This window comes from uncultured Chloroflexus sp. (genome assembly GCF_938091255.1).
In the GTDB taxonomy this organism is placed as follows: Bacteria; Chloroflexota; Chloroflexia; order Chloroflexales; family Chloroflexaceae; genus Chloroflexus.
In genome coordinates, this window is sequence record NZ_CALLJH010000002.1 from 249,860 (window position 1) to 273,704 (window position 23,845).

Consider the following 23,845-nt stretch of genomic DNA (forward strand, 5'->3'; position numbering starts at 1 on the left):
TTCATATTTTTACTTATGCACATCTGGTGGCTTGATCCCTTTCACGGCGGTTCACATGCGGCGGTCGCTAGCGGTTACGCCGCGCACAGCGCGCACCACGTGACACTGATTACGCTCAGCCAAGCCGGCGGTTGGCGTTGGCGCATGCGGGGTGGAGCGGTGACGCTCGCCCGGCAGGTGGCCGAGCGCCGCGATGCGCCTGATCTGATCGTGACCACCGATATGCTCGATGTAGCTACTTTTCGGGCCTTGACCCAGCGCCAGGTGGGGCATGTGCCGGTAGTAGTCTATTTTCACGAAAATCAATTGACCTACCCACTACCGCCGGGCCGCAAGCGCGACTACACGTTCGGGTGGATCAACTTCACCAGCGCACTGGTCGCCGATGCCGTGATCTTCAATTCTGAGTTTCACCGCCGCGACTTTTTGACGGCGCTGCCGGCTATGTTGCGGCGCTATCACGATTATCACGAATTGCAGACGGTTGATCAGATTGCAGCCAAAGCGCAGGTGTTACCACCCGGCCTTGATCTGCCGTCGCTGCTGCCGCGCCCGCCGCGCGATCCCGCCACGCCACCAGTGATCCTGTGGAATGCGCGCTGGGAATACGATAAGCAGCCGCAGGTGGTGATGGCGGCGCTGGAATATCTGGCGGCGCAAGGGATCACCTTCCGCCTGATTGTGACCGGTGAGCATATTGACCCCACGATGCCTGATTTGGTGGCCGCGCGCGAACGGTGGCAGGCGCAGACGATCCATTGGGGCTATGCCGCCAACCGCGCGGCCTATCTCCAATTGTTGCTACAGGCTGACATTGTAGTCTCGGCGGCGATCCAAGAGTATTTCGGAGTAGCAATCGTCGAGGCAATTGCCTGCGGCTGCATCCCACTTTTGCCGGCGCGGCTCAACTATCCCGATTTGATCCCGCCAGCATGGCAGAACGACTGCTTATACGCTACCGATGACGACTTGCCGGCGGCGCTCGCTCGGCTCATCACTAAGCTGCCGGAGTTACGACAACGCGATTGGCCGGCGCTAGCCGCGCCGTACCGCTGGGAAACGCTGGCGTCGCGCTATGATGCGGTGTTGAATGAGATCTGGGCTAAACAATCTTTTGGCAAGGGGTCGCGTTGATGCGCGTTGGTGGAGGAGATTGCGGCGGCTTCCTGCTCCTAAACCCTAGCGGGGAAGTTGGGAGAGAGCCAGATGTGTACCAATTAGAAAGAGGTAACTTCATGCGACATGAAGATCAGGTGGCGCTGCGCAAGCTTATCGACGAAAGCCATACCGCCGCGCTTGGCACTGTTACCGGAGACGGTGCGCCGTTTGTTTCGTATGTACTGTACGCCGTCGAGCGGCGCGACGGACATGCGCCAACCCTCTTGCTGCTGCTGAGCCGGTTGGCAGCGCATACGGGCCATCTGCTGGCCGAACCGCGCCTCTCGTTGCTGATCACCGCTGCGCCGGGCAGCGTCGCCGATCCGCAGGCGCTGGCGCGGGTAACGCTGCAAGGCACGGCGCAGCCGGTTGGGCGCGAGGCGCCTGATTATGCGGCAGCGCAAGCATGTTATCTAGACCAACTGCCCGGCCAGCAGCATCTCTTCGCCTTACCCGATTTCACCCTGTTTCGGGTTGAGCTGCGCGAAGCGCGGTATGTCGGTGGTTTTGGCCGCGCCTTTACCCTCGACGCGGCTAAGCTGGCGGCAGCGTTGACGGTAAGTGTAGCGAACCCGGCGTAAAGGGCGATCATCAGTGCGTATCCGTGGTATCATGGAAAAAGTAGGCAGAGATCAAGGCATCGGGCCGCAACCCCATCTTGCCATAGTGTCAGCGACGACGCGAACTGCTGGGACAAGCTGACCTCGGCTACGATGCTCTTCAATATCATTGAAAGACATAGGTGCAGTTGTGCCAGACCAAGAACGCCGTTCGACCACCTTGCTCTTAATCCGCCATGGCATGAATGACTGGGTGCATGGTCGGTTAGCCGGTTGGTTGCCGGGGGTGCATCTGAGCGAAGAGGGCCGGCGGCAAGCGGCGGCGCTGAGCGAACGGCTGGGCGATTTGCCCATCACAGCTCTGTATACCAGCCCGCTCGACCGTTGTATCGAGACGGCGCGTGCGATTGCCGAACCGCGCGGGTTACCGTTGCGGATTGTCGAGCAGATCGGTGAGGTACGGTACGGCGAGTGGGAAGGGGCCGAATTGAAAGAGCTGTACAAGCACGAGCTGTGGCCCGGAGTACAGCACTATCCGAGTGGGACGCGCTTTCCTAAAGGTGAGACGCTCGGTGAAGCACAGATGCGGATGGTGAGTGCGCTTGATCAATTGCGTGCTCGTCATCAGGGTGAGCTGATTGCCGTTGTGTCGCACGCCGATCTGATCCGGTTGGCGCTGGCGTATTATATTGGTATGCACATCGATTTATTTCAGCGGCTGGTCATCAATCCGTGCTCGTTGAGCGCCGTCGCCTTCGAGCCGATGGGGCCTCGCCTGCTGGCCTACAATGAGACCGGGTCGCTTGAACATCTTCGCCCTAAATCACCCACACCGCCGGCCGAACCGGCGGCAACGTCCCCGTCGTCAACGGAGGCAGTGTAGGATTATGGCAGAGTTTACGTTTGACTTGGAATCGGTGCATCGCATCACCGCTGGTGCGGTCGGGCCGCGTGGCCGGCGCGTCTTCTACTTGCAGGCCCGGCGTGGCAGTCGGTTAGTCACTTTGTTGGCCGAGAAAGAGCAGATCCGCGAGTTGGCCAACGCGATCAACCGCTTGCTCGAAACAATCGGCGAACGGAATCCCCGCTTAGCAACCTCTGACGATCTGATCGTGGCCGATATGAGCCTCGAAGAGCCACTTGAGCCGGAATTCCGCATTTATCAATTGGGCTTGGGCTACGATAGCGAGCGCGATCGGGTGGTGTTGCTGGCGCAAGGTATGCCAGAAGGCAACGACGAAGAACCGCTCTCGGCCCGTTTTTACGCCACCCGCGAGCAGATGAAGGCGTTGAGCATTCACGCTGAGCGGGTCGTCGCCGCTGGACGCCCGATCTGCGGTAATTGCGGTCGCCCGATCGATCCGAGCGGTCATTTCTGCCCGCACCGCAACGGCCATGGGCCGGTGTATAGCTGAGCCGCTGTTGCGTCTTGGCGTTGAGCGGCCAATCCATCAGACGGCAAGGGGACGGTATGGAGCTTGATCGCAGCCACTCGCGTGAATTGAGCGTCGCCCGCGTGTTGACGGCGCTAGCGCAGGGTGAGATGAACATCGAAGCGGCGATGCCGTACAGCAGCAACTACACCTTGCTTACCAGCATTGTGTACGAGGACCTGCATCTGTTGGCGGTGTATAAGCCGCAGCGCGGCGAGCGCCCGCTGTGGGATTTTCCGCGTGGCACACTCTACCGGCGCGAGGCAGCGGCGTATGTGGTCAGCGAGGCGCTCGGCTTTCATTTCGTACCGCCGACCGTGGTACGCGATGGGCCATATGGGGTAGGTATGGTGCAGCTCTTCATTGACAATGATGAGGAGGTGCATCTGTTTACGATGTTGAAGCAGGGCGGTTACGAGCAGGAGATTAAACAGCTCTGCGCGTTTGATTGTCTGGTTAACAATGCTGATCGTAAGAGCGGCCACTGCCTACAAGGACGTGATGGTCGGTTATGGGCAATCGATCACGGTATCTGCTTTCATGTCGAACCCAAGCTGCGCACGGTGTTATGGGATTTTGTCGGTGAACCGTTGCCTGATGAGGTGATGGCAGCGTTTACCGCCTTTCGCCAGCAGCTCGAGCAGAATGATCAGGTGGCGCAAGCGCTGCACATGCTGCTCGATCGAGCTGAGGTGCGCGCATTGCGCCGCCGACTGAACAACTTGCTTGAGAGCGGTCGCTATCCGCCGCCCGGTCCCGGCCCGCACGTGCCTTGGCCGCCAGTGTGATGATTTGGCTCCCCTCCCAATCCCCCCGCTAGGGAAGTGGTGCTGTTTACCGCCGAGGACGCGGAGGACGATCACTATCCCAATGATGCCGTGCCCTTGGTGGGGCCAGACGGCCGTCCGGCGCTAGGGCGGCTTGGTCCCCTTTGCGGCTTTGCATTAGACCTTCTGCACCCTTAGCGGGGCCGGACAATCGTCCGGCCCTATGGTGTCTTTGCGTTACCCTACGCCACCAGCTCGAAAGGCGCGCTCAGCCGGATGTCTGCCGCCGAACGGCCCACCAACGCCACGAATGCACCCGGTTCGGCTACCCACCCCGGCCCTGCTGGATCGTAGTAGCTCAGCGCCTCGCGATCAATGGTGAACGTGACCGTTGTCGTTTCGCCGGGTTGCAGCGCGATCTTAGCAAAGCCTTTCAGCTCTTTGTCGGGGCGCATCAGCCGCGCTACGCTGTCACGCACGTAGAGTTGCACCACGTCCGTGCCGGGGCGTGAGCCAGTATTGGTGACATCAACGCTCACGGTGATTGTCTCGTCGGGTCGCATCGTTGTGGCTGAGAGGCGGAGATTGCGGTAAGCAAATGTGGTATAGCTCAACCCAAACCCAAACGGGAAGAGCGGTTCGATGCCTTTGCGGTCGTAATAGCGGTAGCCAACAAACAAGCCCTCGCCGTACAGGACGTGGCCGTTTTCGCCGGGGTAATTGATGTAGGCCGGATTGTCGGCCAGCCGCTTGGGGAAGGTGGTGGGCAGGCGTCCACCCGGATCGGCTACTCCAAAGAGGACATCGGCAATCGCATTGCCCGCCTCTTGGCCGCCATACCACGCGAGTACCACAGCTGCTACTTCGTCGAGCCAAGGCATGCGCAATGGAGAGCCAGCATTCAGTACCACGATAGTACGTGGATTGACCGCAGCTACTCGCTGAATGAGTTCGTTCTGTCGGCCCGGCAGCTCCATATCGCTGCGATCAAAGCCTTCGCTTTCCCACTCTTTGGTCAAGCCGGCAAAGACGATTGCCACCTGCGAGCGGGCGGCCAACGCCACTGCTTCCTCAATCGGATCATCCTCCCGTTCCGGCCAGAGACCAACCTGCACCGCGCGCCAGTTGCCGGGCGCTGGCCAGCGGTACTCGACCACCAAGCGGTAGCGCCGACTCGCCATCAGCGTTACCGTCTGGCGTTGCTCGTTGCCGTCCATCAGCTCTTTGTTCCAGCCATCTAGCACCAGCTCATCATCGAGCCAGAGCCGGGCTTGCCCAATGCACGACAGCCCTAGTTGGTAGCGTCCACTCTGCGGCGGCAGTAAATCACAGCTTAGCCGGGTCGCGAAGGTGGCAAGGTTCAGATATTCGATCTGGTCGCCAAACCAACTCGCTTCGAGGGTCATCAGGCGATCGGTACGCACCGGCGCGCCGCTGAGGTCGAGATCGGTAAAGTAGTCGATCCGTACCCCGGACTGGTTGCTGCCGGGCACCCGAATCCACTCCGGATCGAGGTTGGGCAAGCGGCGGAAGATCGGCGTGCCGATGGCATAATCAATGACGCATTGCGCGCCGGCGCGAGCGCGGATGCCCTGCAACGGCGTGACGACATAGTGCGGCGCGACTTCCGAGCTGCCACCGCCCATGATCGCAGCCCAATGCGCATTGGCCCCGATCACGGCAATCGTTTGCGGGAGTTCGGGATTGAGCGGCAACACCTGCCCGTCATTCTTGAGCAACACGATCGACTCGACGCCGGCCCGCCGGATAAGCGCGCGGTGTTCAGGCCGGTCGTTAGCCTGTTCCGCCGCCGGCGTAGGGTTGGCAAAGCCGCCGACCCGCTCAATGGTACGCAACAACCGGCGCACCTTATCATCGAGGTCAGCCTCGCTCAGATCTCCCCGCTCAATCGCCGCCAGCACATGCTCACGGCTTAGCCAGCGCGCCGGCCCCGGCATCTCTAGATCAAGACCGTTGCTGGTGGCGCGCTCGCTGTAGGTGCCGTACCAGTCTGACATCACCAACCCATCGAACTGCCATTCGCCCTTGAGAGTCTCCACCAGCAACCGACGGTTTTCGCTGGCCCAGACACCGTTGATCCGGTTATAAGCCGACATGATCGTCCACGGCTTGGCCTGCTTGATCGCCATCTCGAATGGGCGCAGATAAATTTCACGCAGTGGTCGCTCACCCACGTCAGAACTCATACTAAATCGCTCGAATTCCGAATCGTTGCAGACGAAGTGCTTAATGCACGCCCCCACACCTCTGCTCTGCAAGCCGGTGATGTAGGCCGAAGCCATCACGCCGGTGAGGTAGGGGTCTTCGGAAAAGCACTCGAAGTTACGCCCGGCTAGGGGCGAGCGATGAATGTTAACGGTTGGCGCGAGCAAAATGTGTGCGCCCTTGTCTTTCGTTTCGGTGGCCAGCGCCTCGCCGATCTCGCGTATCAGTTCTGGGTTCCACGTTGCGCCCATCGCCACGCCGACCGGGAAACAGGCCGAAGGATGGGAGCCGTTACGGCTAGCGCCGCGTGCGCCGTTAGGGCCATCGGTAACTTTAATTGCCGGAATGCCGAGGCGCGGGATTGCGACGGTGTGCCACGCATCGGCCCCGGCCACGAGCGCAATCTTCTCGTCGAGTGTGAGTTGCGCAAGGAGTGTTTCGGTGTGATTAGTCATGATGTTCCTCTGGGTGAATGTTAAGGATAGCCGCAAAGAGACGCAAACAGATCTTGATGTCGATGCTCGCCGATCCGCCGGCGCCCATCGATTGTCATCGCTAGAGCGCGGAACGCCCGCAATCTTGCGCATCATGGCGAACAATATGCACCCGCTAGCCGCCTGTCAACCAACTCAACTATGGCGCGGACCGTTCACCCGTTCTTTTGATACACCCGTACATAATCAATCAACATCTGCTGCGGGAAGACGGTTGTTTCATCGGGATACCCCGGCCAGTTGCCGCCTACCGCCAGATTGAGAATGATAAAGAACGGATGATCGAACACCCACTCGCCCGGCGTTTGATCGCGGCGCAGGGTATGGTAGAGCTGGTCGTCAACGTACCACCGGATTTCGTCCGGCTCCCATTCCACAGCATAGAGATGAAAGTCATCGGCTAACGACACTGGGCTGGTAAACGATTTGGTAATCGCGTTGCCGGCGGAATAGCCGGGGCCATGCACCGAGCCATGCACGGTCATCGGGTCGCCAATGTTCTCCATAATGTCAATCTCGCCGCAGTTGGGCCAGCGCGCCGTCGCAATATTCTCGCCGAGCATCCAGAAGGCGGGCCAGATTCCTTTGCCGCCGGATGGCAGCTTGATGCGCGCCTCGATCCGGCCATACGTCCATGCGTGTAGGTAATGGGTCTTGATCCGGGCGGACGTATATTCCCACGCTAGATACTCTTCGTTGCGGGCCTCGATCACCAACACGCCGTTTTCGATCCGCGCGTTTTCAGGCCGGTCGGTGTAAAATTGCAACTCGTTATTGCCCCAGCCACCGGCGCCCTTGTCAAACAGCCAATTGCGCGGATTGAGCGCCTCGCCGTCGAACTCATCACTCCAGACCAGCGTCCATGGCGAGACGGTTGGCACCGGTTTCAACGGGGCTGGCGCTGTCGGCGCGGTCGCGCATCCTGCCAGCAGCAGCACCAGCCAAAGCAAGCAGAGATGTTGAGTTATTTGCATTCGTAGGTACAACACCGTCGTATTCCTGTGTAAACGGGTTACTGGCTAAGGAGTCAAGCCAAATCCATACGGAAAGAGCGGCTCGCCATTGCCGCTTCCCAACGGCAATTGGTCTAGACTACGCGGCCAAGTCACCGGCAAGCGTCCGCGGAAGGGCCGGTCGCCGAAGAGGACATCGGCCACGCCGGCGCCTTCACTACCCGGCAGCCACGCGACGACTAAGGCGTCCCAACGGGGTAGCGAATCGGTAACGATGAGCGGTCGTCCGGCAATGAGCACTACCACCAAGCGCGCACACGTTTCTTCCATGCGGTACAACACTCGTTGTTCGTTGATCGGGAGGCTCAGGCTGGCGCTATCGCCGCGCCCTTCGGCGTAAGGCAACTCGCCAACCACGGCGATGCATACCGCATCGGCGGCGCCCGGATCACCCGTAAAGCGACCGTGTTCGTTGTATTCAACGACTGTCTGCGGTGAGACCGCAGCCTGAATACCGGCCAAAATAGTGGTGCCGGGAATAATAGAACCAACCCGTCCCTGCCACTCGATCGTCCAGCCGCCAGCTTGGATGCCGAGATCGTTGGCAGCTTGACCACCAATGTAAAGGTGTCGAATATCTTTAGTCAACGGGAGCAGTTGCTGTTCGTTTTTGAGTAACACCAGCGACTCGGCGACTGCTGTGCGGGCTAGTTCGCGGTGCATGGTGCTGCCGATCTGCGGTAGCAAATTGGTCTGAGCAAAGGGCTGCTCGAACAGACCCATCGCGAACTTGACGGTCAAGATGCGGCGCACAGCGTCGTTGATCCGCTCTTCGCTCACTGCTCCCGCCTCTACCGCCCGCGTCAAAGCGTTGATAAAGCGCCGAGCATCGTAAGGAACCATGTTCATATCAATCCCGGCATTGATGGCGGTTATCACAGCGCGATCGTAGTTGGGGTCAATCTGGTCGATGGCTGCCCAATCAGAGACGACAAACCCACTGAACCCCAACTCTTGCTTGAGCACATCGCTCAGCCAATACGAGCTAGCATGCATCTTTTGACCGTTCCAGCTCGAATATGACGCCATGATCACCTGTGCTCCGGCTGCGATGGTGGCGCGGTAAGGCGGCAAATGCACAGCGCGCAGGATGGCTTCGTCACCCATCGTTTCACCCTGATCAAGCTGGTAGTTTTCGGTCGTTGATGACCCCCACGCCGTGCCGCCGTCGCCGAGGTAGTGCTTGGGAGTTCCGATCACCCGATTAGGGGCAGCGATGTCAGGGGCTTGCAACCCGCGCACGAAAGCGGCAGCCAGTGTGGCCACGTGGTCAGGCCGTTCGGCATAACCCTCATACGTTCGCCCCCAGCGCACATCTCGCACGACCATGACGCCCGGTGCATAGTTCCAGAAAACCCCGGTTGCCGCCATCTCGGTAGCGGTAGCTCGCCCAATCTGCTCAACCAGCACCGGATTGTTCGCTGCCCCTAGCCCGATGTTGTGTGGAAAAATCACCGCACCGTAGAGATTGTTATGTCCATGCACGCCGTCAGCGCCATAGATGATTGGAATGCCGAGCCGCGTGCTCAGTGCTGCGTGTTGAAAGGTATTGACCATCTCGGCCCATGCTGCCGGTGAGTTGTCGGTGGCGGGGTAGCCGCCACCCCCACTGAGCACACCGCCAATAAACAGATCGCGCACCTGATCAGCCGTAAGACTATTTTTCTCGATCAGGGTCATCTGCCCAATCTTTTCGGCCAGCGTCATCCGTTGCAACAAATCTTCGACCCGTGCAGGAATAGGTACTGCCGGATCACGATAGATTGCGATGGTGGCGGTTGGCGAGGGGGCCGTCATGGCCCCACCGCATGCGCTGAGCATTGCCAACATCCATGGAAGCAAGAGGAACGATCGCCATCGCATACGCTGCCTACTTTTCAATATTGGTAATCACCACACCTTCGAGGAAGATGCGCTGGGCAAAGAAAAAGACGACAATGGGAATGACTGCCGAGATGAGCGATGCCGCCTGAATCAGGTTGGCCGACTGCGAGTAGAGATTGTTGAACGCGGTCAGGCCAACGGTAATCGGGAACTTATCAGGATGGCCGGCCAGATAGATCAACGGGCCGAAGAAGTCGTTCCACGCCCAGAAGAAGTGGAAGAGGGCGACGGCGGTGAGGGCTGGACGCGACATCGGCAAGATAATCGAGAAAAAGATACGGAGCGGGCTAGCGCCGTCGATCTGAGCTGCCTCTTCTAGATCGCGCGGAATGCCAAGGAAGAACTGGCGCAGCAAAAAGACGTTGGTACCCCACGAGAAAAACGCCGGCACAATCAACGGTAACCACGTGCCCACCCAGCCGATCTGCAAGAAGACAAAGTAGGTGGGAATCAATGTCACTGCGCCGGGCAGGATTACCGTCGAGAGCATAATCATAAAGAGAATGTTCTTACCGGGAATGCGAAACCGGGCAAAGCCGTAAGCGACCAGCGCCGCCGACAGTACTGCGCCAAAGGTGGTGATACCGGCGTACATCAATGTGTTGCGCAACAGGTTCGGAAAGTTGATCGTGTTCCATGCCCGGGTGAAGTTATTCCATTGAATATCGAGTACCCATGAACGTTCGAGTTGTCGCCACTGCCCTTGCCATTCAAACGGCCCTGCCGCCGGATTTTCTGGATCGACAAACAAGCTGCTTTGGCGGCCGGGACGGTAGAGCGCCAATTCCCGAATCTCGCCATCAATCGGGACGAGATACACGTCATACGCCTTGCCTTCGTATTCGAAGGTACGTTCGCGAGCCGGCCACCACGGCGCGCCGGTTTTGGCGATCTGGCTGTCGGTTTTGACGGCCGTGGTGATGCCGTAGACCATCGGGATCAAGAACAGGGTCAGCACTGCGATGGTAAGGCTGGTCAGGGCGATACGTGTAAGCGCGACTCGCGTCGCTTTGGGCAAGGTCGTCAATTGTTGTGCGCGTACCATCACCGTTCCTCCCCTGCGTAAAAGACCCAGAAGCGCGAGGTGCCAAAGAGCACGATCGTAATGATCATGGCGATAATCAACATGAGCCATGCCAGCGTCGCGCCGTAGCCCATGCTAAAAAAGCTGAACGACTGCTTGTAGAAGTAGACCATAAAGAAGCGGGTCATGCCTTCAGGGAAGCCGGTGCCGCCATTGAGGACGAAGGGGGCGAGGAAGTATTGCAACGAACCGATGACCCCTAACACCAGTTGATAGAAGATGACCGGTGTAATTAGCGGAATGGTGATAAAGATCAGGCGTTGAAACCAGTTGGCGCCGTCAATCTGGGCTGCTTCGTAGAGTTCGGTTGGCACGCCTTGCAAGCCGGCCAGAAAGATGATCATCGCATTGCCGACACCCCATAACCCGAACATCGTGTAGGCATAATAGACCAGATTAGGGTCGGCCAGCCAGCGTAAGCCTTGCGTGCCGGTAGCGCGAATGCCGGTTAGTCGCTCGATGATCACATTGATCCAGCCGGTCTGTTCATTAAGGACGCCATTCCAGATGAGCACTGTTGCTACGAGCGGGATCATGGTCGGCATGTAGAACAGCGTGCGGTAGACGCTCTTGCCCAAGACGTGCTCGGAGTTGAGCAACACCGCCAGAAAGAGTGAGAAGAGTAACGAGATTGGTAATGAAATGGCGGCAAAATGAAATGTGCGGCGCAGCGACAGCCAGACCTCGGTATCTTGAAACAACGCCCGCTGCCAATTGGCAAAACCGATAAAGCGCGCTTGATCAGGTGTGGCTGGGTTGAAATCGTAGAGCGAAAAACCGAACGATGCAATCATTGGCAATAGGTAAAAGAGCAGAAAGCCAACGATCCATGGACTAATGAAGAATAAGCCCCAACGGATCTCTTTCTTTTCTAATCTGCTCAGCCGACGCCGTTTCGTTGTGGCGGTCTGCTTGCGTAATATGCCGCTGAGTTCTGGTAAGGGAGCCATTGTCACGCCTCCTTGTCGGCAGGGTGGGGCAGGGTGGTACGAGTATACCGTTCTACCTTCAACCCAACACCTTCCTCATCTTGCGCCGTTGATATAGTGCGTCAACGTGGTCTCGTCATTGATGACGGCCCTGCGACTGCCTAGCAGGGCCGCCGTCGTGTAAAGTGATTATCGCTTCGCCGCGTCGAAGATTTTTTGCAGGTCGGCTTTGAGCTTGGCTACCTCGGCGTCAAAGTCGGCATTCGGCGTGTTGGCAAGGTAGTTCCAGAACTCGTTGTAGCGGTCGGTCGTCTCTTGGAAGCTCGGCATCCAGCTCTCGTGGTTGGGATTGTCGGCATACGCCATCGCCTCCACCACCACGTCCCAGTTAATATCGGTCTTGTTGGGGAAGCTGGTTTGATTATATCGGGCGAAGTAGTTGTCTTGCAGCGAGAGCCGGGCCGGCATACCGCCGTAGATAGTCAGTAGTTCGTTGACGTGCTCGGCGCTCAGCATGTAGCTCAATACCTCGAAGGCAGCGTCGGGGTACGGGCACCCCTTGAGAATACCGAAGGTATCGGCATGCATCTTGGCCGTAATGGTGCCTTTGTAGCTCGGCGTCGCGGCCAGATTCCAGTCGAAGTTAACATTGCCTAATGCCCACGGCGCAACGTACCACATATGAATGTGGATCATCGCCAGATTACCCGATGAGAAGGGACCGCCGGGGCCTTGCAGGAAGTCAGCGCCGCTGTAAGGGCCATTCGGAATGAACCAATCTTTCCACCAGCCGTCATACGTCCACTTCCACGCTGCCTTCCAGTGCTCTGGAATCTGGGCATTGCCATTCTCATCAACCAGCGAGCCTGAGCCAAAGAAGGTACCGATACCGCGTAGATCTGTCCACTGGTTCATCCAGCCAAACTGTACGATCTTTTCAGGGTTGAAGTCGGGCGATGTCGCATCGTTGCCATTGACGTCCACGGTCAGCTTCTTAGCCAGTTCCGTAAGCGTTTCGATGTTCCACTCGCGTTCAACCCCGTTCTCGTCAACCCATGGCGCACCGTGGGTCGCCGGTGGATACGGCAGGCCGGCCTCGTCAAAGAGGTCTTTGTTGTAGATGATGAACGAGGGGAAGATCGCGAATGGAATGCCGAGCTGGCCCTCTTCTTTGACCTGATAGAACTTGACCAGATTCGGGTCGAAATCACTCAGATCGTAGTTGTATTTCTCGATCAATGGTTGCAGGTCGAGCCATGCGCCTTTGAAGCTGTCGCGTCCCCGGATGCCAACTGGACCAACGAGACAGGGAGCGTTGCCGGCAGCAATCTGAGTGGCGAGCGTATCGAAAGCGACGTTGTTGTCAACGATCTCAAGCAACAGTTCGATCTTGTCTTGACTGGCGTTAAACCGCTCGACGAAGGCATTCTGCGGCGGGATAGCGCCTTCATCGGTGCCAGCACCCAAGCCAACAAACCAACGTACTTTGACGCGGTTGGAGGTTGAGGCTGTGTTTGGGGCGGGAGCGGTAGTAGGCGCGACTGCGGCAGTTGGTTCGCTGGCTGCCGGAGCACTGGTTGATTGGGCCGGCGTCGTTGCGCCACCGCTGCCACAGGCGGCATTGACCAGTGCAGCCACGATCAACATGAGACTAACAAGTAACGGTTTCAGCGATTTCATTGAATCTCCTCCTCTGGAATGAGTACGCCATTGCTATTTACGTGCCGAAATGGGTTTGAACTGATGGGGAGTTGGGCGGCTGCAACGACTGGAATGCATGGTGCTCTTCCCGCATCCCCGGCGCTGGATTCATTGCCTGATCGCTTGCACCTCCTTTCAACGTTGGCGAACGCAACTGTCGCGGATCACCAATTCGGTTGGCAACATCACCCGCTGGGCCACGGGTGCGAGAGGAGCGGTCACGAGCCGGTCGAGCAGCAACCGGGCTGCTGTCTGACCCAATTCGCCGATCGGCTGACGCACGGTAGTGAGCGCCGGGGTCATCGCTGCCGCCAGCGGAATATCGTCAAACCCGGCCAAGCCAATGTCACCGGGAACGCTGAGGCCAGCGGCCCGCAACGCCTTCAACGCGCCGAGCGCCATCATGTCACTGGCGGCAAAGACCGCATCGGGGATCGGCACAAGGCGCAAGAGCGTCTGCATCGCGCTAAACCCACTCTGCTCGCTGAAATTGCCTTCGACGACGAGTTCGGGCATCACCGGCAACCCGGCGGCGTACAGCGCATCGCTATAACCGGCAAACCGGTCACGGCCAGCCACAATATTCATCGGGCCGGTAATGGTCGCGATCCGGCGATACCCTTGCCCGAGCAGATGCTCGACCAGCATGCGTGCGCCGTGACGATTATTGACATCCACATAGGGAATCGCCTGCTGCGACATAATCCGCCCCACCGACACCACCGGGATCGTCTCTTGGGCTAGCCACTGTAAAAGGAACTGGTCTTCGACCGCAGAAGCGACAATCGCGCCTTCAAGAAACCCGCGCCGGCCAAGGTGGCGATACGGGTCGCCGTCAGTCGTGGTGGCCAGATCGAGCATGATCGAAAACTGCCGTTCATTGCAGACGTGGGCAATCCCCTCGATTAGCAGCGGGAAGTAGGGATCGGCAAAGAGGGTGTGGATCGACTGCGGAATAATGATCCCAATCACCTGCGAGCGGCGGCTGGCCAACGAGCGCGCCGGTAAATTGGGCTGATAATTCGTCTCGCGGATCGCCTGCCACACCCGCTCGCGCACTGCCGGATTGACGTGTGGGTGATTGTTGATCACCCGCGAGGCAGTTGCTCGCGAAACCCCGGCCCGCCGGGCGATGTCGTCAAGGGTGATATTCATCGCTTGCCACCGCTGACTGGAAACGCTTCCAACTAATCGTATAGTACCGAAACGGCGGTGCGGTGGCTTTTCAAAAAGCGCGAATCAGTTGCACAAAACCGTGAAAGCGCTTTCAGGGTGAAGTTGTGCTCGCTACTTTTTTCATTGCGTGTTCTTTCTTCTACTAATACTCATCTGGATGGGTTAGTCTCGACTTAACGTAAAGGTGGTTGGGTGGTGCTTGATTGGATTGCTTAGTGCTCAAATTGATCGCTTCCTGCCGCCGTATGGGTTGTTCATCCATATCGTTGGTCATATGTCGCTCTTAATCATCCTCTCGCAGCAGGTACGTGATTTCCTCTGACAGAGGGCATTGCGTCCGGTAAGCGCTTCGTCCTGCCGCGATCGCGCAATGAGGTTGCTTGGCTGAGGAGGAACGCGACGATGACAAGTAGTCGTGCCAGTTGACGATGCCACCGGAGTTGCAATGTACACTTCACTCGCCCATAGCATTACCCTCGCCGCAAGGGGCAATGCGGCATTGACTGCACCGGCAGCGGTGAATCCCGGTGATGTCTACCCGGATAACCTTGCCTTCCGGTCGGGCGAGTATGTCCGCTTCGCCCCGCGTGGTTGGCGCGGATCAGGGAAGAGGGAGTCACGACGTTACTCGTGGATGATCCGGTGCCAAACGCTACCGCCGGTAGTCCGCCGGTGGGTTTTAGCGGTGACGGTGCCCGGATGCGGATGAACTATTGCCTCCAGCCTCCAGTCAAAGGCGCAGGAGCACCAGACGGCTGGCTCCGCAATGGCGCAGAGGCACGGAGAATGCAAAGGTCGCAGAGGGGGTTGGAATAATCCTCACCCTCTGCGTCCTCGGCGTCCCCTGCGGTAAACGTTAACTAGCCTCACTCTAGTGCCTCCCCCTACAGCGGAGGGAACAAGCGGCTCCCCCTCGCTCGTCGTCAGGAGGGAGAGGGGGGCGGGGGGGTGAGGGCGACCATCGCCAGCAATCGTTTTGTGGCTACTCCCTTCCTCCCCGCAGCAAACTTACCGCTGCACCAACGGCACATGGAGAAAGACGCGCTCGACAGCTCCCATATCGCACGCGCCACCCTGTGGTCGGCTCACGCCGCGTTGGTCAATCGAGTTACCAATCCCGCACAAACCGCTATTTATCGCCGGCGAACCGTGTTGCAAGGCGCGGGTCGGCGTAAAACCGCCGTTATTCGCCAACGCACCTAGCAATGGATCAAGCTGCAGATTATTGCCGCCATCGGTGCCGCATGAACCATTCCATACCCCAGCGGTAAAGCAACCTTGCACATCGCTATACGAAATTGTTGGGTTGCTCGAAAAATTGTGGATTCCACTACCATTCGTGGCAGAATTACCCCAAATGATCACATTCTTAAGCAACGGATTGCTAAAGCTGTCGTTGTACATGCCGCCGCCATTCGTGCTGGCACTATTACCCGCCACAGTAATGTTGGTCAAGGTCGGGCTGCTGTTGCTGTAGAGGTAGATCCCGCCGCCAAAACTGTTGGCGCTATTCTGGCTGAAGGTGACATTCACCCACGTTCCCGTCGCGCTCTGCAGAAACACGCCGCCGCCGTAATCAGCCACATTCGCATAGAAGGTCACGCCGGTCATAGCGAGGGTCAGGTTACGGCTAAAGATCCCCCCGCCCCAATTGGTAGCGGCATTGAGCGAAAGCACGACATCTTCCAGAATGATGGTGCTGTCAGCGTTAGCCATGCCGCCGCCATTCCGGTTCGCATTGTTGCTGAGGAAGGTGACGTTTTTGAGGTAAGCGGCGCTGAAGCTGTTATATATGCCGCCGCCATCGCTGTTGGTATCGCCCATGGCGTCATTGCCGCTGAACGTGACATTGCTCAGCGTTGTTCCACTGTTTAGATTAGCCATGCCGCCACCTCGGTGCGCCCGGTTACCCTGAAAAGTAACGTTAAACAAGCTGGCAGAACCACCGATATTCACCATACCGCCGCCGATCTGAGCGTTATTTTGCCGAAAGGTGACATCGATGACGATTGGAAAGCCAAATTCATTTGCGATCCCGCCGCCTTGGCTAGCTGCATTACCGCCAATGATCAGATTGCTCAAGCTGGGACTGCTATTAGAGAGCCACATACCCCCGCCTTTGTCGGTACCGGCGTTGCCGCCAGTGATGGTGAAACCATCGAGGATGGCCGTATTATTGACCCCGATCGCCGTCACGACGTGATAGCTATTCGTGCCGTTGATGCTCGTGACGATGCTGTTGCTGTTATAGGTGTCATTATCGTCAATGTCACCGGTAAGAACTGTCCGGTGAGCAGTAGGGTTGCGTTCGTTCAAGCTCGCTTCGTTGCCGGCAAACCCGCCGTATATCGCGACGTTGCTTTTGAGCGCAAAGCTATCGCTCTGGGTGAGACCGGGTTGATAAAATCCGGCCGCAACCCAAATCTCGCTGCACGACAGGTTTGTAAGCGCCGATTGGAGGTCATTGTACGCATTCGCCCACGATGAGCCGTTGTTCGCACCCAACGCATTCCATTTCACATAGCAACGAATATCCGCCGCCCGGATTGGCGCAGTATCCACGCCGCCAGTAAGTACTACAGCTAGAATTATCAAGAACCAGTGCTGACAGGCACGGATGGTCATACGTTCATCCCCTATGTATCGAGTGTAATATGTCTGAACCTTGCTCACACAGAGACACGGCGGCACGAAAGTGAGTGGTAAGCTGCGCTGCGCGCTCATCACGTTGCCGGTGCCCAGCCCATAGCCACCTAGCTCTAGTCCGCTTCAGATATATGCGAAGACAAGCGAAAGAACGTTATCTGCTGCACGCAATCATTTGAACGTGCAACTCCAGCGGCCCTTCAACCGGCCAGCCTCAAACGTGCCGGACTTTCCATCCACTGCGACGATCACTGTCCCTTCGCCCGCAAACATCTGCGGCTCATCGGAACGGCCAAGCCCGACCTCAAAACTGGCCGGCGACGGTTGATTGGGCTTCACGCCGCCGGAAGCCGAGAGGGTAAAAACGCCGACCGGCGTGGGCGGGTCTTCACCGGGCCGCGCGATAAACGAGACGACAAATGGATCGGCTGCTGGATCGAATGAGCACATCGCAAAACCGGCAATCGATACGATATTCAGACTCTCTAGGGTGGTCACGCCAGCCATATTCGCCGGCTCCTCGATCACCACCTCCATCCCGATCAACGCACCGGGCTGAGAGGCAGGCTGTTCGGCTACATCACCCGCTGGCGGCGGCGTGAACGCTACCAGCCGATCGGTAAGCAACCGGCCTATCGCGATAACTTCTTCACGGCTCAGCTTATAGCCGTAAAGAGTGACACTCCAACCATTCACCACGGCATACAGCGAGAATTCGCCGTCGCTCTCAACGATCGCTGCGCTCTCGCCGATATCGACTTGCTCGACGGTTTTGCCAGAGTCTTGGTTGAATTGGATCACCTTGGCAAAGGCTTCAGCGCCGGGATTGCGCAGGTCAATGCCGAGATTGGCGTTGCTCTGATCTTGGTCGTTGAACACATAAGCGCAGGTGGCGAAGAAGCGATCGTTCCCCGGAAACGCATTCAACAATGGCACGCCGGTGATGGCCGCCAACTCATCAGGGTTGAAGACAGCGCACGGTTCTGCCGCACGCGGGTCAAACTGACCGGCTACCGTCGGTGCGGTTGTGGGTACCGGCGCTTGGGTGGGGGCAGGAGCCGGCGCGGTAGTGGGTACGCTGGTGGTAGGCGTCCCGCCCCCGCAGGCGGAAAGCAACAGCAAGACAACGAGTAACAGGAGCGTTGGACGCATACGAACACCTCTAGGAACGTGACTGCTGATACAAAAAGCACCCAGCCTGCAAGCATGGCCGAGCATTCGTAGTGTAGCAGGCGAGCGTCCTCAAAACGTCCTCGACTCCAAGGCACAGCAGCAAAGCATGCACTGCGGTTATACAAGCCTCACTAGAGGCTCGAAAACTTCAGTGCAGCGAATCTGTGCCGGCAAGAAGGGGATGGGTAGTTTTCGCGATAGCCCATGGCAGACGATGCCATCGTAACGCGCGTTCCTTACAGAGGGGAAACTTTGTCAGCCGATGGAGATAGGCATAGCAGCACCATCAGCAACCTATGCCGCGATCGCGCACCGCTCGCCGGGGTTCCTTAAAGTAATTGAGACTGCCCCAGTGCTACGAGCTTGCCCGCCGTTTGCGCTGCGCAACCACCTGCACCGACGAATGGGAACTCAGACTATCGAGGCAGTACTGACGCAACCGGCCAGCCTCTGGCAACCCGAGTGGGATCATAAGCGGTGCAAAAGACCGGTGCGCGATAGCTTGTACTTCAGCCAACGCAGCCTGCGCCCTCACTGTATCTCCTAGCTGCAAGCAAATGTCGCTTAGCACCAGCAAGCTCTCGCCGAGCAACGGCATATCAGGACAAGCACGCGACAGCATCACCGCCTGCTCGGCTGCTGATGCAGCTTGAGCTACGTGACCGAGCAACAACCAGCCATTCGCTTGCGCTAATGCCACCACCGCTTGCGTCGGCAATTCTCCGGTATGCTTGGCCTGTGCGCAAAGTGCCTCAAGTTCGGCAAAGAGGTCGCTGTTTGGCGTCATCACCAAGCGCCGGCCCAGATAACGTGCGCGTGCCAACATGACGCACGTTGGCACATTAATCTCTCGCGCAGCATGATACGCCTGCTCATACATCGCCAGCGCCTGTTCCGGTTGAGCAAGCAACTCCCAGATTTGCCCCGCCAGCAAGCTGGCAATATACAGAACGGGATAGATCCGGGCAACTTCAGCTTGCTTGATCAATTGCGCGAGTGACCAATGTGCCGGTTGGCCTTGGGCGAGATCAACGATTGTCAAGTAGCTCTGCATCAAGAGCATACCGTACTGACTTTTCACATGCGTGGCGATGTGCAATCCGCTGGTAAAATCGTGCCGGGCTGCATCACCTTCGCCGATACGCACATAGACCCAACCGCGACCGGCAAATCTGCCCCACATCCCCGGCTTATACGATTCACCGGCAATCTCGATCGCGCGGGTATACACCCGTTCTGCCTCATTGTAACGGCCACAGTTCAGCAGCATCTGGCCGATCATTGTCAATGCCGCCGCTTCTAATCGACGCAAACCACTCCGTTGAGCAATCGCGACCGTCTGCTCAAGCACGTTACGGGCATGAGCATACTCTTGCGCAAAAACCAAGGCCGTACCAAGATGATTCAGACTTTGTGCCGTCTGCACGATAATCCCCGCCGCAGACTCATCACTCGACTGAATGGCTTCAACGCTAACGCACGCTTGACGCAGATCGGCAATTGCTTCCGCAACATGGCCCAACATCAGAGCACTAATACCGCGAATATTGAGCGCGCGCACTAGATTGGCAGTGTCGTCGAGCAATAATGCCAGCTCCAGCGCCTGCGTTGCCGTGGCATACGCTTCGCTGGCATAATCGCGGGTATAGAGCGTGTAGGCTCGCATGACTAACGCCTGCACATAGAGCGATGGAAACTCTTGGCTCACAACCACTGCCTGCTCGAGCAACGAGAGTGCCAACGCCGAATCACCTTGATACAGCGCCACAATACCCCGTTGAATGGTGCTGCGTGCTTGCAATTCTCGCTCGGCCCGACTCGCACCGAACAGGAGCGACTCGGCACGGGTAATGGCTTCAATTGCCAGTGCAAACACCGCCAGATCGGTGCTCTCACGAGCATGATCGAGCCAATACCGAGCGGCTAACAACCGGCAACCAGCTTGCTCATAATGATCCGCAATCCGCGCAGCATATCCGCTCTGACCGGCATATACTGTTGCTAACGCACACGCAGCCCGCTTGTGCAACGCGATAGTACGATCAGCAGGAATATCGTTTACGATAAGTTCGTGAATCAGATGATGTGAAAAAGCGTAGTCATCGGTGCCGTGAATAACTGTATCCACTAAGAAGCGGCGCGAACTCAACTCATCGAGCGCTGACGCATATACCGCTGGCCGCCAACTAAGCATCTCTTGCAACACCGCATCGGCGCAGGAAAAACCCAAAATCGCTGCTGCTTCCAACATCTGGCGATTGTTCTCGCTCAACTCGCGCAACCTCAGCCTGAGCGAGTCGCGTAGACCGGTCAGACCGTTCTTCACCACACGACTCGCCTCGCGCAGACTTACTACCGCCTCTTGCAGCAAGAGCGGCAACCCACCTGTATACCGTTGGATATCGTCCAGCATTGATCTATCGATCGATTGTCGGTCAAAAGTATTAACAAGAAACTGATCGGTTTCCTCAGGCGTAAACGGTTGTATGGTTATATCATGCGCATGATGCTGGCGGCGCAATCTCCGCTTCGTCGCCATCAATGCAGGAGTAATAGCACCAGAACGGTGCGTAACAATAATCAGGAGGGGCAACAAACGACACAAATCAGCCACTTCAACCAACACCTCAAGCGAGGCTTGGTCGATCCAATGCACATCTTCGATGATCAGCAAGAGCGGCCGAGCCAATGCCAACGCCCGTACCCCTTGTCGAATCGCCAATCGCAGCTCAACAGCATCGGGTTGCTCCGGCGCAGTCAATTTGGGATGCAGGGCTGCCAGATCAGGAACCAGCGGCAACAACCGCTCGATCCAATCACCGGTCAGCGTCACCTGTGCCAAAGACGGCGCCGCTGCGGCAAAGATCTGCCGCCACGGCAAATAGGGCTGCTGCTCACTCATCGTGCGGGTCGGTTGACAATAGCCCCACAACACATGCAGTTTGGGTACACGTGCTACATCGTCGCACCGCCGTACCACTTCTTGCACTAGCGAGGTCTTGCCAACACCGGTTGGCCCGGAAATAACGACGATTTGCCCCTGACATTGCTCGGCCTGATGGATGAATTCGAGTAGTTGCCGGAGTTGGGCATCGCGTCCGATAAACAGTGGCTTCAACGGCAACCGACGGGAAGGCGTCTGAGCAGGTGCTAGGCGGTGATGCAGAATATCGTCATACAACGCCATCGTTTCCGTGGCCGGTTGCGTGCCTAATTCACGTGTGAGATCTCCTGCCAGTGTGCGATAGATATCAAGCGCTGCGGTGCGCTGGCCGGCCAGTGTTGCCGCAGTCATTGCCCACCGTACCACCTCTTCATCCCACGGATCGAGGGCCAGCGCGTGACGCGCCCAAGCACCTGCTCGCTCCCAATCACCACGATCCAGCCATACTCGGGTTAGCGTTTTAAGCAGCAGGAGGTAGCGCTGATGAAGCATCGTGCGCCGACTGAGAATCTCGTCATCGGTATCAATACCGGGGGCCAACTCACCGTGGTATAGCGCTGCCGCCGCCTCCATCTCTGCTACAGTTGTCCATTCCTGTTCAAAGGCAGTGACATCGACATAGCAATCAGATGGTGCATTCCAAGCAATTTCTTGTGTAGACACGACCAACCACGATCGCATCATCGGCGGCAACACTTCGCGCAAGAGATAGAGATGTCGGCGCAGATTCGCTAATGCCTCGGCCGGTTCGACATCGGGCCATAGCATAAACGCCAGTTGTTTGCGCCCAAACGGCCGGCGCGGACTTAGGACCAGCCGAACTATCAATCGGCGCAGGCTCTCGCGGTGGGGAAATGTAATGCATTCTGATCCGGTCTCAAAACGAACGTCACCGAGTAGAAAGATGCGAGCGGAGAGGGTGACCAAACCCATAGATGCTCTCCGAGACGCGGAACGGATAGGCGACACTGCACATTATAGCTTGTCTCACCACGAGATGCTAGGGGAACAATAGAAGAAGGAGGACGCATAAGCGCGAATACGTGTCTGTTCGCTTATGCGTCCCTCTCTCGTTCACTCTTACCCTGCGGCAGCAATACCCTGAATACCGCCTTCAGTCATCTTGTAAACATCGAGCAGCTCATCAACCTGTTCGGCGGTGAGCAACCCTTTCTCAACCACCACCTCTTTGATCGTCTTGCCGGTGGCCATGGCCTCTTTCGCCACCGCCGCGCCATTCAGGTAGCCGATCACCGGATTGAGCGCTGTGACCAGAATCGCATTCTTGGCTAGCCAGCCCGCCGCCTTCTCGCGGTTAGCGGTGATCCCGACCACACATTTAGTGGTAAAGGCGTTAATCGCGCCGATCAGCACATGCATCATCTCAAACAGGTTGTGCGCGATAATCGGCATCATTACGTTCAACTCTAGCTGACCAGCCTGCGCCGCGAGTGCCACCGTCAGATCACAGCCTTGCACGTGATAGCATGCCATGTTCAGCATCTCAGCCAGCACCGGGTTGACCTTACCCGGCATAATCGACGACCCCGGTTGCACGGCGGGCAGGCGAATTTCATCGAGGCCGGTTGCAGGGCCGGACGAGAGCAGGCGGAAGTCGTTAGCGATGCGGCCCAGCGTAATGCATAGCGTGCGCAGACTGGCCGAGAAGTCAGCAGGATCGGCCATGCTTTGCATCGACTCAAACAGATTGCCCGATGAGCGCAGTTCGTGGCCGGTTAATTCGCTCAGCTTCGCCACCATGCGAGCGTGGTATTCGGGATGCGCATTCAGGCCAGTGCCAGTGGCGGTGCCGCCGATGCCTAGGCGACGCAACCGGTCAGCAGCAGCGACAATTCGCTCTTTGTCATTGCGCACCGCCTTCGCATACGCGCCAAACTCTTGACCAAGCCGTACCGGCACGGCGTCTTGCAGGTGAGTGCGGCCCGACTTCACCACGTCGTCGAATTCGACCGCTTTTGCTTCTAGGGCATCAGCTAGATTATCAATCGCACCCAGTAGTTCAGGCAACCGCCACAAACATCCAAGCCGGATCGCGGTTGGAATGGTGTCGTTGGTCGATTGGGCCATGTTCACGTGGTCGTTCGGGCTAACCGGCTTCTTGGGGTCGTCAAGGCTATAGCCCAAAATCTGATTGGCGCGATTGGCCAGTACCTCGTTGACGTTCATGTTGTGCGACGTGCCGGCGCCAGCCTGAAACGGATCAACCACGAACTGATCGGCGTGCTGACCGGCTAAAACCTCTTCGGCGGCTTGAATGATTGCATTGGCGATCTGCGGATCAAGCAGACCCAAATCGCGATTGACTTCAGCCGCCGCCCGCTTGATCATCGTCTGCGCCCAGACAAAGGCGCGGTAGGGGCGCATCCCGCTCACCGGAAAGTTTAACACCGCCCGTTGCGTCTGCGCGCCGTACAGTGCATCAGCCGGCACCTGCATCTCGCCTAACGAATCGCGTTCAATGCGGTAACGCTCAGCCATGAGTTTAGCTCCTTTCATGCGGCAGGGGCGCTCATTGCGCCCTGTTTGGCATAGGGCATCTCACTACAACCCGATTGTAAACGCAAAGATGTAAAGGGGCAAACGTAAAGGCGCAGAGGAAGCAGCGACATAAATGCCAAGGTGCAACGGAAATAAGA

General features: G+C 57.8%; 18 protein-coding genes. 7 read left to right on the plus strand and 11 right to left on the minus strand.

All coding sequences use genetic code 11. The features are described from left to right. Window positions 1–15 precede the first annotated feature (15 nt). The 5 genes from Q1A00_RS01445 (at window position 16) to Q1A00_RS01465 (ending at window position 3,939) form a co-directional block, all read left to right on the plus strand. On the plus strand, window positions 16–1,134 hold the full coding sequence (locus Q1A00_RS01445) for a DUF3524 domain-containing protein (protein ID WP_298400952.1): 1,119 nt from the start codon (window positions 16–18) through the stop codon (window positions 1,132–1,134). A gap of 101 nt (window positions 1,135–1,235) precedes the next feature. Next, window positions 1,236–1,739 carry a pyridoxamine 5'-phosphate oxidase family protein gene (locus Q1A00_RS01450; RefSeq protein WP_298400954.1) on the plus strand — a complete coding sequence of 168 codons (504 nt, stop codon included), beginning with the start codon at window positions 1,236–1,238 and terminating at the stop codon, window positions 1,737–1,739. 169 nt (window positions 1,740–1,908) lie between these two features. Next, window positions 1,909–2,601, plus strand: coding sequence for a histidine phosphatase family protein (locus Q1A00_RS01455; protein WP_298400956.1), 693 nt, complete (start codon window positions 1,909–1,911; stop codon window positions 2,599–2,601). Between the two features lie 4 nt (window positions 2,602–2,605). Continuing rightward, window positions 2,606–3,133, plus strand: a complete 528-nt coding sequence (locus Q1A00_RS01460; RefSeq protein ID WP_298400958.1) for a DUF3090 domain-containing protein — start codon at window positions 2,606–2,608, stop codon at window positions 3,131–3,133. A 56-nt stretch (window positions 3,134–3,189) separates the two neighbouring features. Beyond that, complete coding sequence (locus Q1A00_RS01465; RefSeq protein ID WP_298400960.1) at window positions 3,190–3,939, plus strand: SCO1664 family protein; 750 nt, start codon at window positions 3,190–3,192, stop codon at window positions 3,937–3,939. Between the two features lie 221 nt (window positions 3,940–4,160). On the opposite strand, the gene Q1A00_RS01470 is transcribed toward Q1A00_RS01465, so the two are convergent. The 7 genes from Q1A00_RS01470 to Q1A00_RS01500 form a co-directional block, all read right to left on the minus strand. After that, window positions 4,161–6,599, minus strand: a complete 2,439-nt coding sequence (locus Q1A00_RS01470) for a glycoside hydrolase family 3 C-terminal domain-containing protein (protein ID WP_298400963.1) — start codon at window positions 6,597–6,599, stop codon at window positions 4,161–4,163. Between the two features lie 194 nt (window positions 6,600–6,793). Then, complete coding sequence (locus tag Q1A00_RS01475) at window positions 6,794–7,612, minus strand: glycoside hydrolase family 16 protein (RefSeq protein ID WP_298400965.1); 819 nt, start codon at window positions 7,610–7,612, stop codon at window positions 6,794–6,796. 45 nt (window positions 7,613–7,657) lie between these two features. Beyond that, a complete protein-coding gene (locus Q1A00_RS01480; RefSeq protein ID WP_298400968.1) occupies window positions 7,658–9,514 on the minus strand; it encodes a glycoside hydrolase family 3 N-terminal domain-containing protein in 1,857 nt (618 codons plus the stop codon). A gap of 7 nt (window positions 9,515–9,521) precedes the next feature. Then, window positions 9,522–10,580: a carbohydrate ABC transporter permease gene (locus Q1A00_RS01485; protein ID WP_298400971.1), complete on the minus strand. Its 1,059-nt coding sequence runs from the start codon at window positions 10,578–10,580 to the stop codon at window positions 9,522–9,524. Next, window positions 10,580–11,569 carry a carbohydrate ABC transporter permease gene (locus Q1A00_RS01490; protein WP_298400974.1) on the minus strand — a complete coding sequence of 330 codons (990 nt, stop codon included), beginning with the start codon at window positions 11,567–11,569 and terminating at the stop codon, window positions 10,580–10,582. Before Q1A00_RS01490 ends, Q1A00_RS01485 begins: the two co-directional genes overlap by 1 nt. Before the next feature lie 168 nt (window positions 11,570–11,737). Next, complete coding sequence (locus tag Q1A00_RS01495) at window positions 11,738–13,228, minus strand: extracellular solute-binding protein (RefSeq protein ID WP_298482693.1); 1,491 nt, start codon at window positions 13,226–13,228, stop codon at window positions 11,738–11,740. Window positions 13,229–13,384: 156 nt separating this feature from the next. Beyond that, window positions 13,385–14,404 (minus strand): LacI family DNA-binding transcriptional regulator, encoded by a 1,020-nt coding sequence (locus tag Q1A00_RS01500; protein ID WP_299754909.1) that lies wholly within the window; start codon window positions 14,402–14,404, stop codon window positions 13,385–13,387. Between the two features lie 220 nt (window positions 14,405–14,624). Here Q1A00_RS01500 and Q1A00_RS01505 point away from each other — a divergent pair, with 220 nt between their 5' ends. Then, window positions 14,625–14,747: a hypothetical protein gene (locus tag Q1A00_RS01505; protein ID WP_298400979.1), complete on the plus strand. Its 123-nt coding sequence runs from the start codon at window positions 14,625–14,627 to the stop codon at window positions 14,745–14,747. Window positions 14,748–14,870: 123 nt separating this feature from the next. Beyond that, window positions 14,871–15,134, plus strand: a complete 264-nt coding sequence (locus Q1A00_RS01510; RefSeq protein ID WP_298490293.1) for a hypothetical protein — start codon at window positions 14,871–14,873, stop codon at window positions 15,132–15,134. A gap of 299 nt (window positions 15,135–15,433) precedes the next feature. Here the strand turns inward: Q1A00_RS01510 and Q1A00_RS01515 are convergent, their stop codons facing one another. The 4 genes from Q1A00_RS01515 to Q1A00_RS01530 form a co-directional block, all read right to left on the minus strand. Then, a complete protein-coding gene (locus Q1A00_RS01515; RefSeq protein ID WP_298400982.1) occupies window positions 15,434–17,050 on the minus strand; it encodes a choice-of-anchor Q domain-containing protein in 1,617 nt (538 codons plus the stop codon). Between the two features lie 192 nt (window positions 17,051–17,242). After that, window positions 17,243–18,223 carry a hypothetical protein gene (locus tag Q1A00_RS01520; protein WP_299754912.1) on the minus strand — a complete coding sequence of 327 codons (981 nt, stop codon included), beginning with the start codon at window positions 18,221–18,223 and terminating at the stop codon, window positions 17,243–17,245. Between the two features lie 376 nt (window positions 18,224–18,599). Beyond that, entirely contained in the window at window positions 18,600–22,121 is a 3,522-nt protein-coding gene (locus Q1A00_RS01525; RefSeq protein ID WP_298400986.1) for an AAA family ATPase, read from the minus strand. 147 nt (window positions 22,122–22,268) lie between these two features. Beyond that, window positions 22,269–23,687 carry an aspartate ammonia-lyase gene (locus Q1A00_RS01530; RefSeq protein WP_298400988.1) on the minus strand — a complete coding sequence of 473 codons (1,419 nt, stop codon included), beginning with the start codon at window positions 23,685–23,687 and terminating at the stop codon, window positions 22,269–22,271. Window positions 23,688–23,845: the final 158 nt, after the last annotated feature.

What these genes read in the sequence shown, in the direction of transcription:
- Q1A00_RS01445 (WP_298400952.1), top strand. Translation starts at nt 16, where the DNA reads ATGCACATCTGGTGGCTTGATCCCTTTCACGGCGGTTCACATGCGGCG.
- Q1A00_RS01450 (WP_298400954.1), top strand. Translation starts at nt 1,236, where the DNA reads ATGCGACATGAAGATCAGGTGGCGCTGCGCAAGCTTATCGACGAAAGC.
- Q1A00_RS01460 (WP_298400958.1), top strand. Translation starts at nt 2,606, where the DNA reads ATGGCAGAGTTTACGTTTGACTTGGAATCGGTGCATCGCATCACCGCT.
- Q1A00_RS01465 (WP_298400960.1), top strand. Translation starts at nt 3,190, where the DNA reads ATGGAGCTTGATCGCAGCCACTCGCGTGAATTGAGCGTCGCCCGCGTG.
- Q1A00_RS01470 (WP_298400963.1), bottom strand. Translation starts at nt 6,599, where the DNA reads ATGACTAATCACACCGAAACACTCCTTGCGCAACTCACACTCGACGAG.
- Q1A00_RS01475 (WP_298400965.1), bottom strand. Translation starts at nt 7,612, where the DNA reads ATGCAAATAACTCAACATCTCTGCTTGCTTTGGCTGGTGCTGCTGCTG.
- Q1A00_RS01480 (WP_298400968.1), bottom strand. Translation starts at nt 9,514, where the DNA reads ATGCGATGGCGATCGTTCCTCTTGCTTCCATGGATGTTGGCAATGCTC.
- Q1A00_RS01485 (WP_298400971.1), bottom strand. Translation starts at nt 10,580, where the DNA reads ATGGTACGCGCACAACAATTGACGACCTTGCCCAAAGCGACGCGAGTC.
- Q1A00_RS01490 (WP_298400974.1), bottom strand. Translation starts at nt 11,569, where the DNA reads ATGGCTCCCTTACCAGAACTCAGCGGCATATTACGCAAGCAGACCGCC.
- Q1A00_RS01495 (WP_298482693.1), bottom strand. Translation starts at nt 13,228, where the DNA reads ATGAAATCGCTGAAACCGTTACTTGTTAGTCTCATGTTGATCGTGGCT.
- Q1A00_RS01500 (WP_299754909.1), bottom strand. Translation starts at nt 14,404, where the DNA reads ATGAATATCACCCTTGACGACATCGCCCGGCGGGCCGGGGTTTCGCGA.
- Q1A00_RS01510 (WP_298490293.1), top strand. Translation starts at nt 14,871, where the DNA reads ATGTACACTTCACTCGCCCATAGCATTACCCTCGCCGCAAGGGGCAAT.
- Q1A00_RS01515 (WP_298400982.1), bottom strand. Translation starts at nt 17,050, where the DNA reads ATGACCATCCGTGCCTGTCAGCACTGGTTCTTGATAATTCTAGCTGTA.
- Q1A00_RS01520 (WP_299754912.1), bottom strand. Translation starts at nt 18,223, where the DNA reads ATGCGTCCAACGCTCCTGTTACTCGTTGTCTTGCTGTTGCTTTCCGCC.
- Q1A00_RS01525 (WP_298400986.1), bottom strand. Translation starts at nt 22,121, where the DNA reads ATGGGTTTGGTCACCCTCTCCGCTCGCATCTTTCTACTCGGTGACGTT.
- Q1A00_RS01530 (WP_298400988.1), bottom strand. Translation starts at nt 23,687, where the DNA reads ATGGCTGAGCGTTACCGCATTGAACGCGATTCGTTAGGCGAGATGCAG.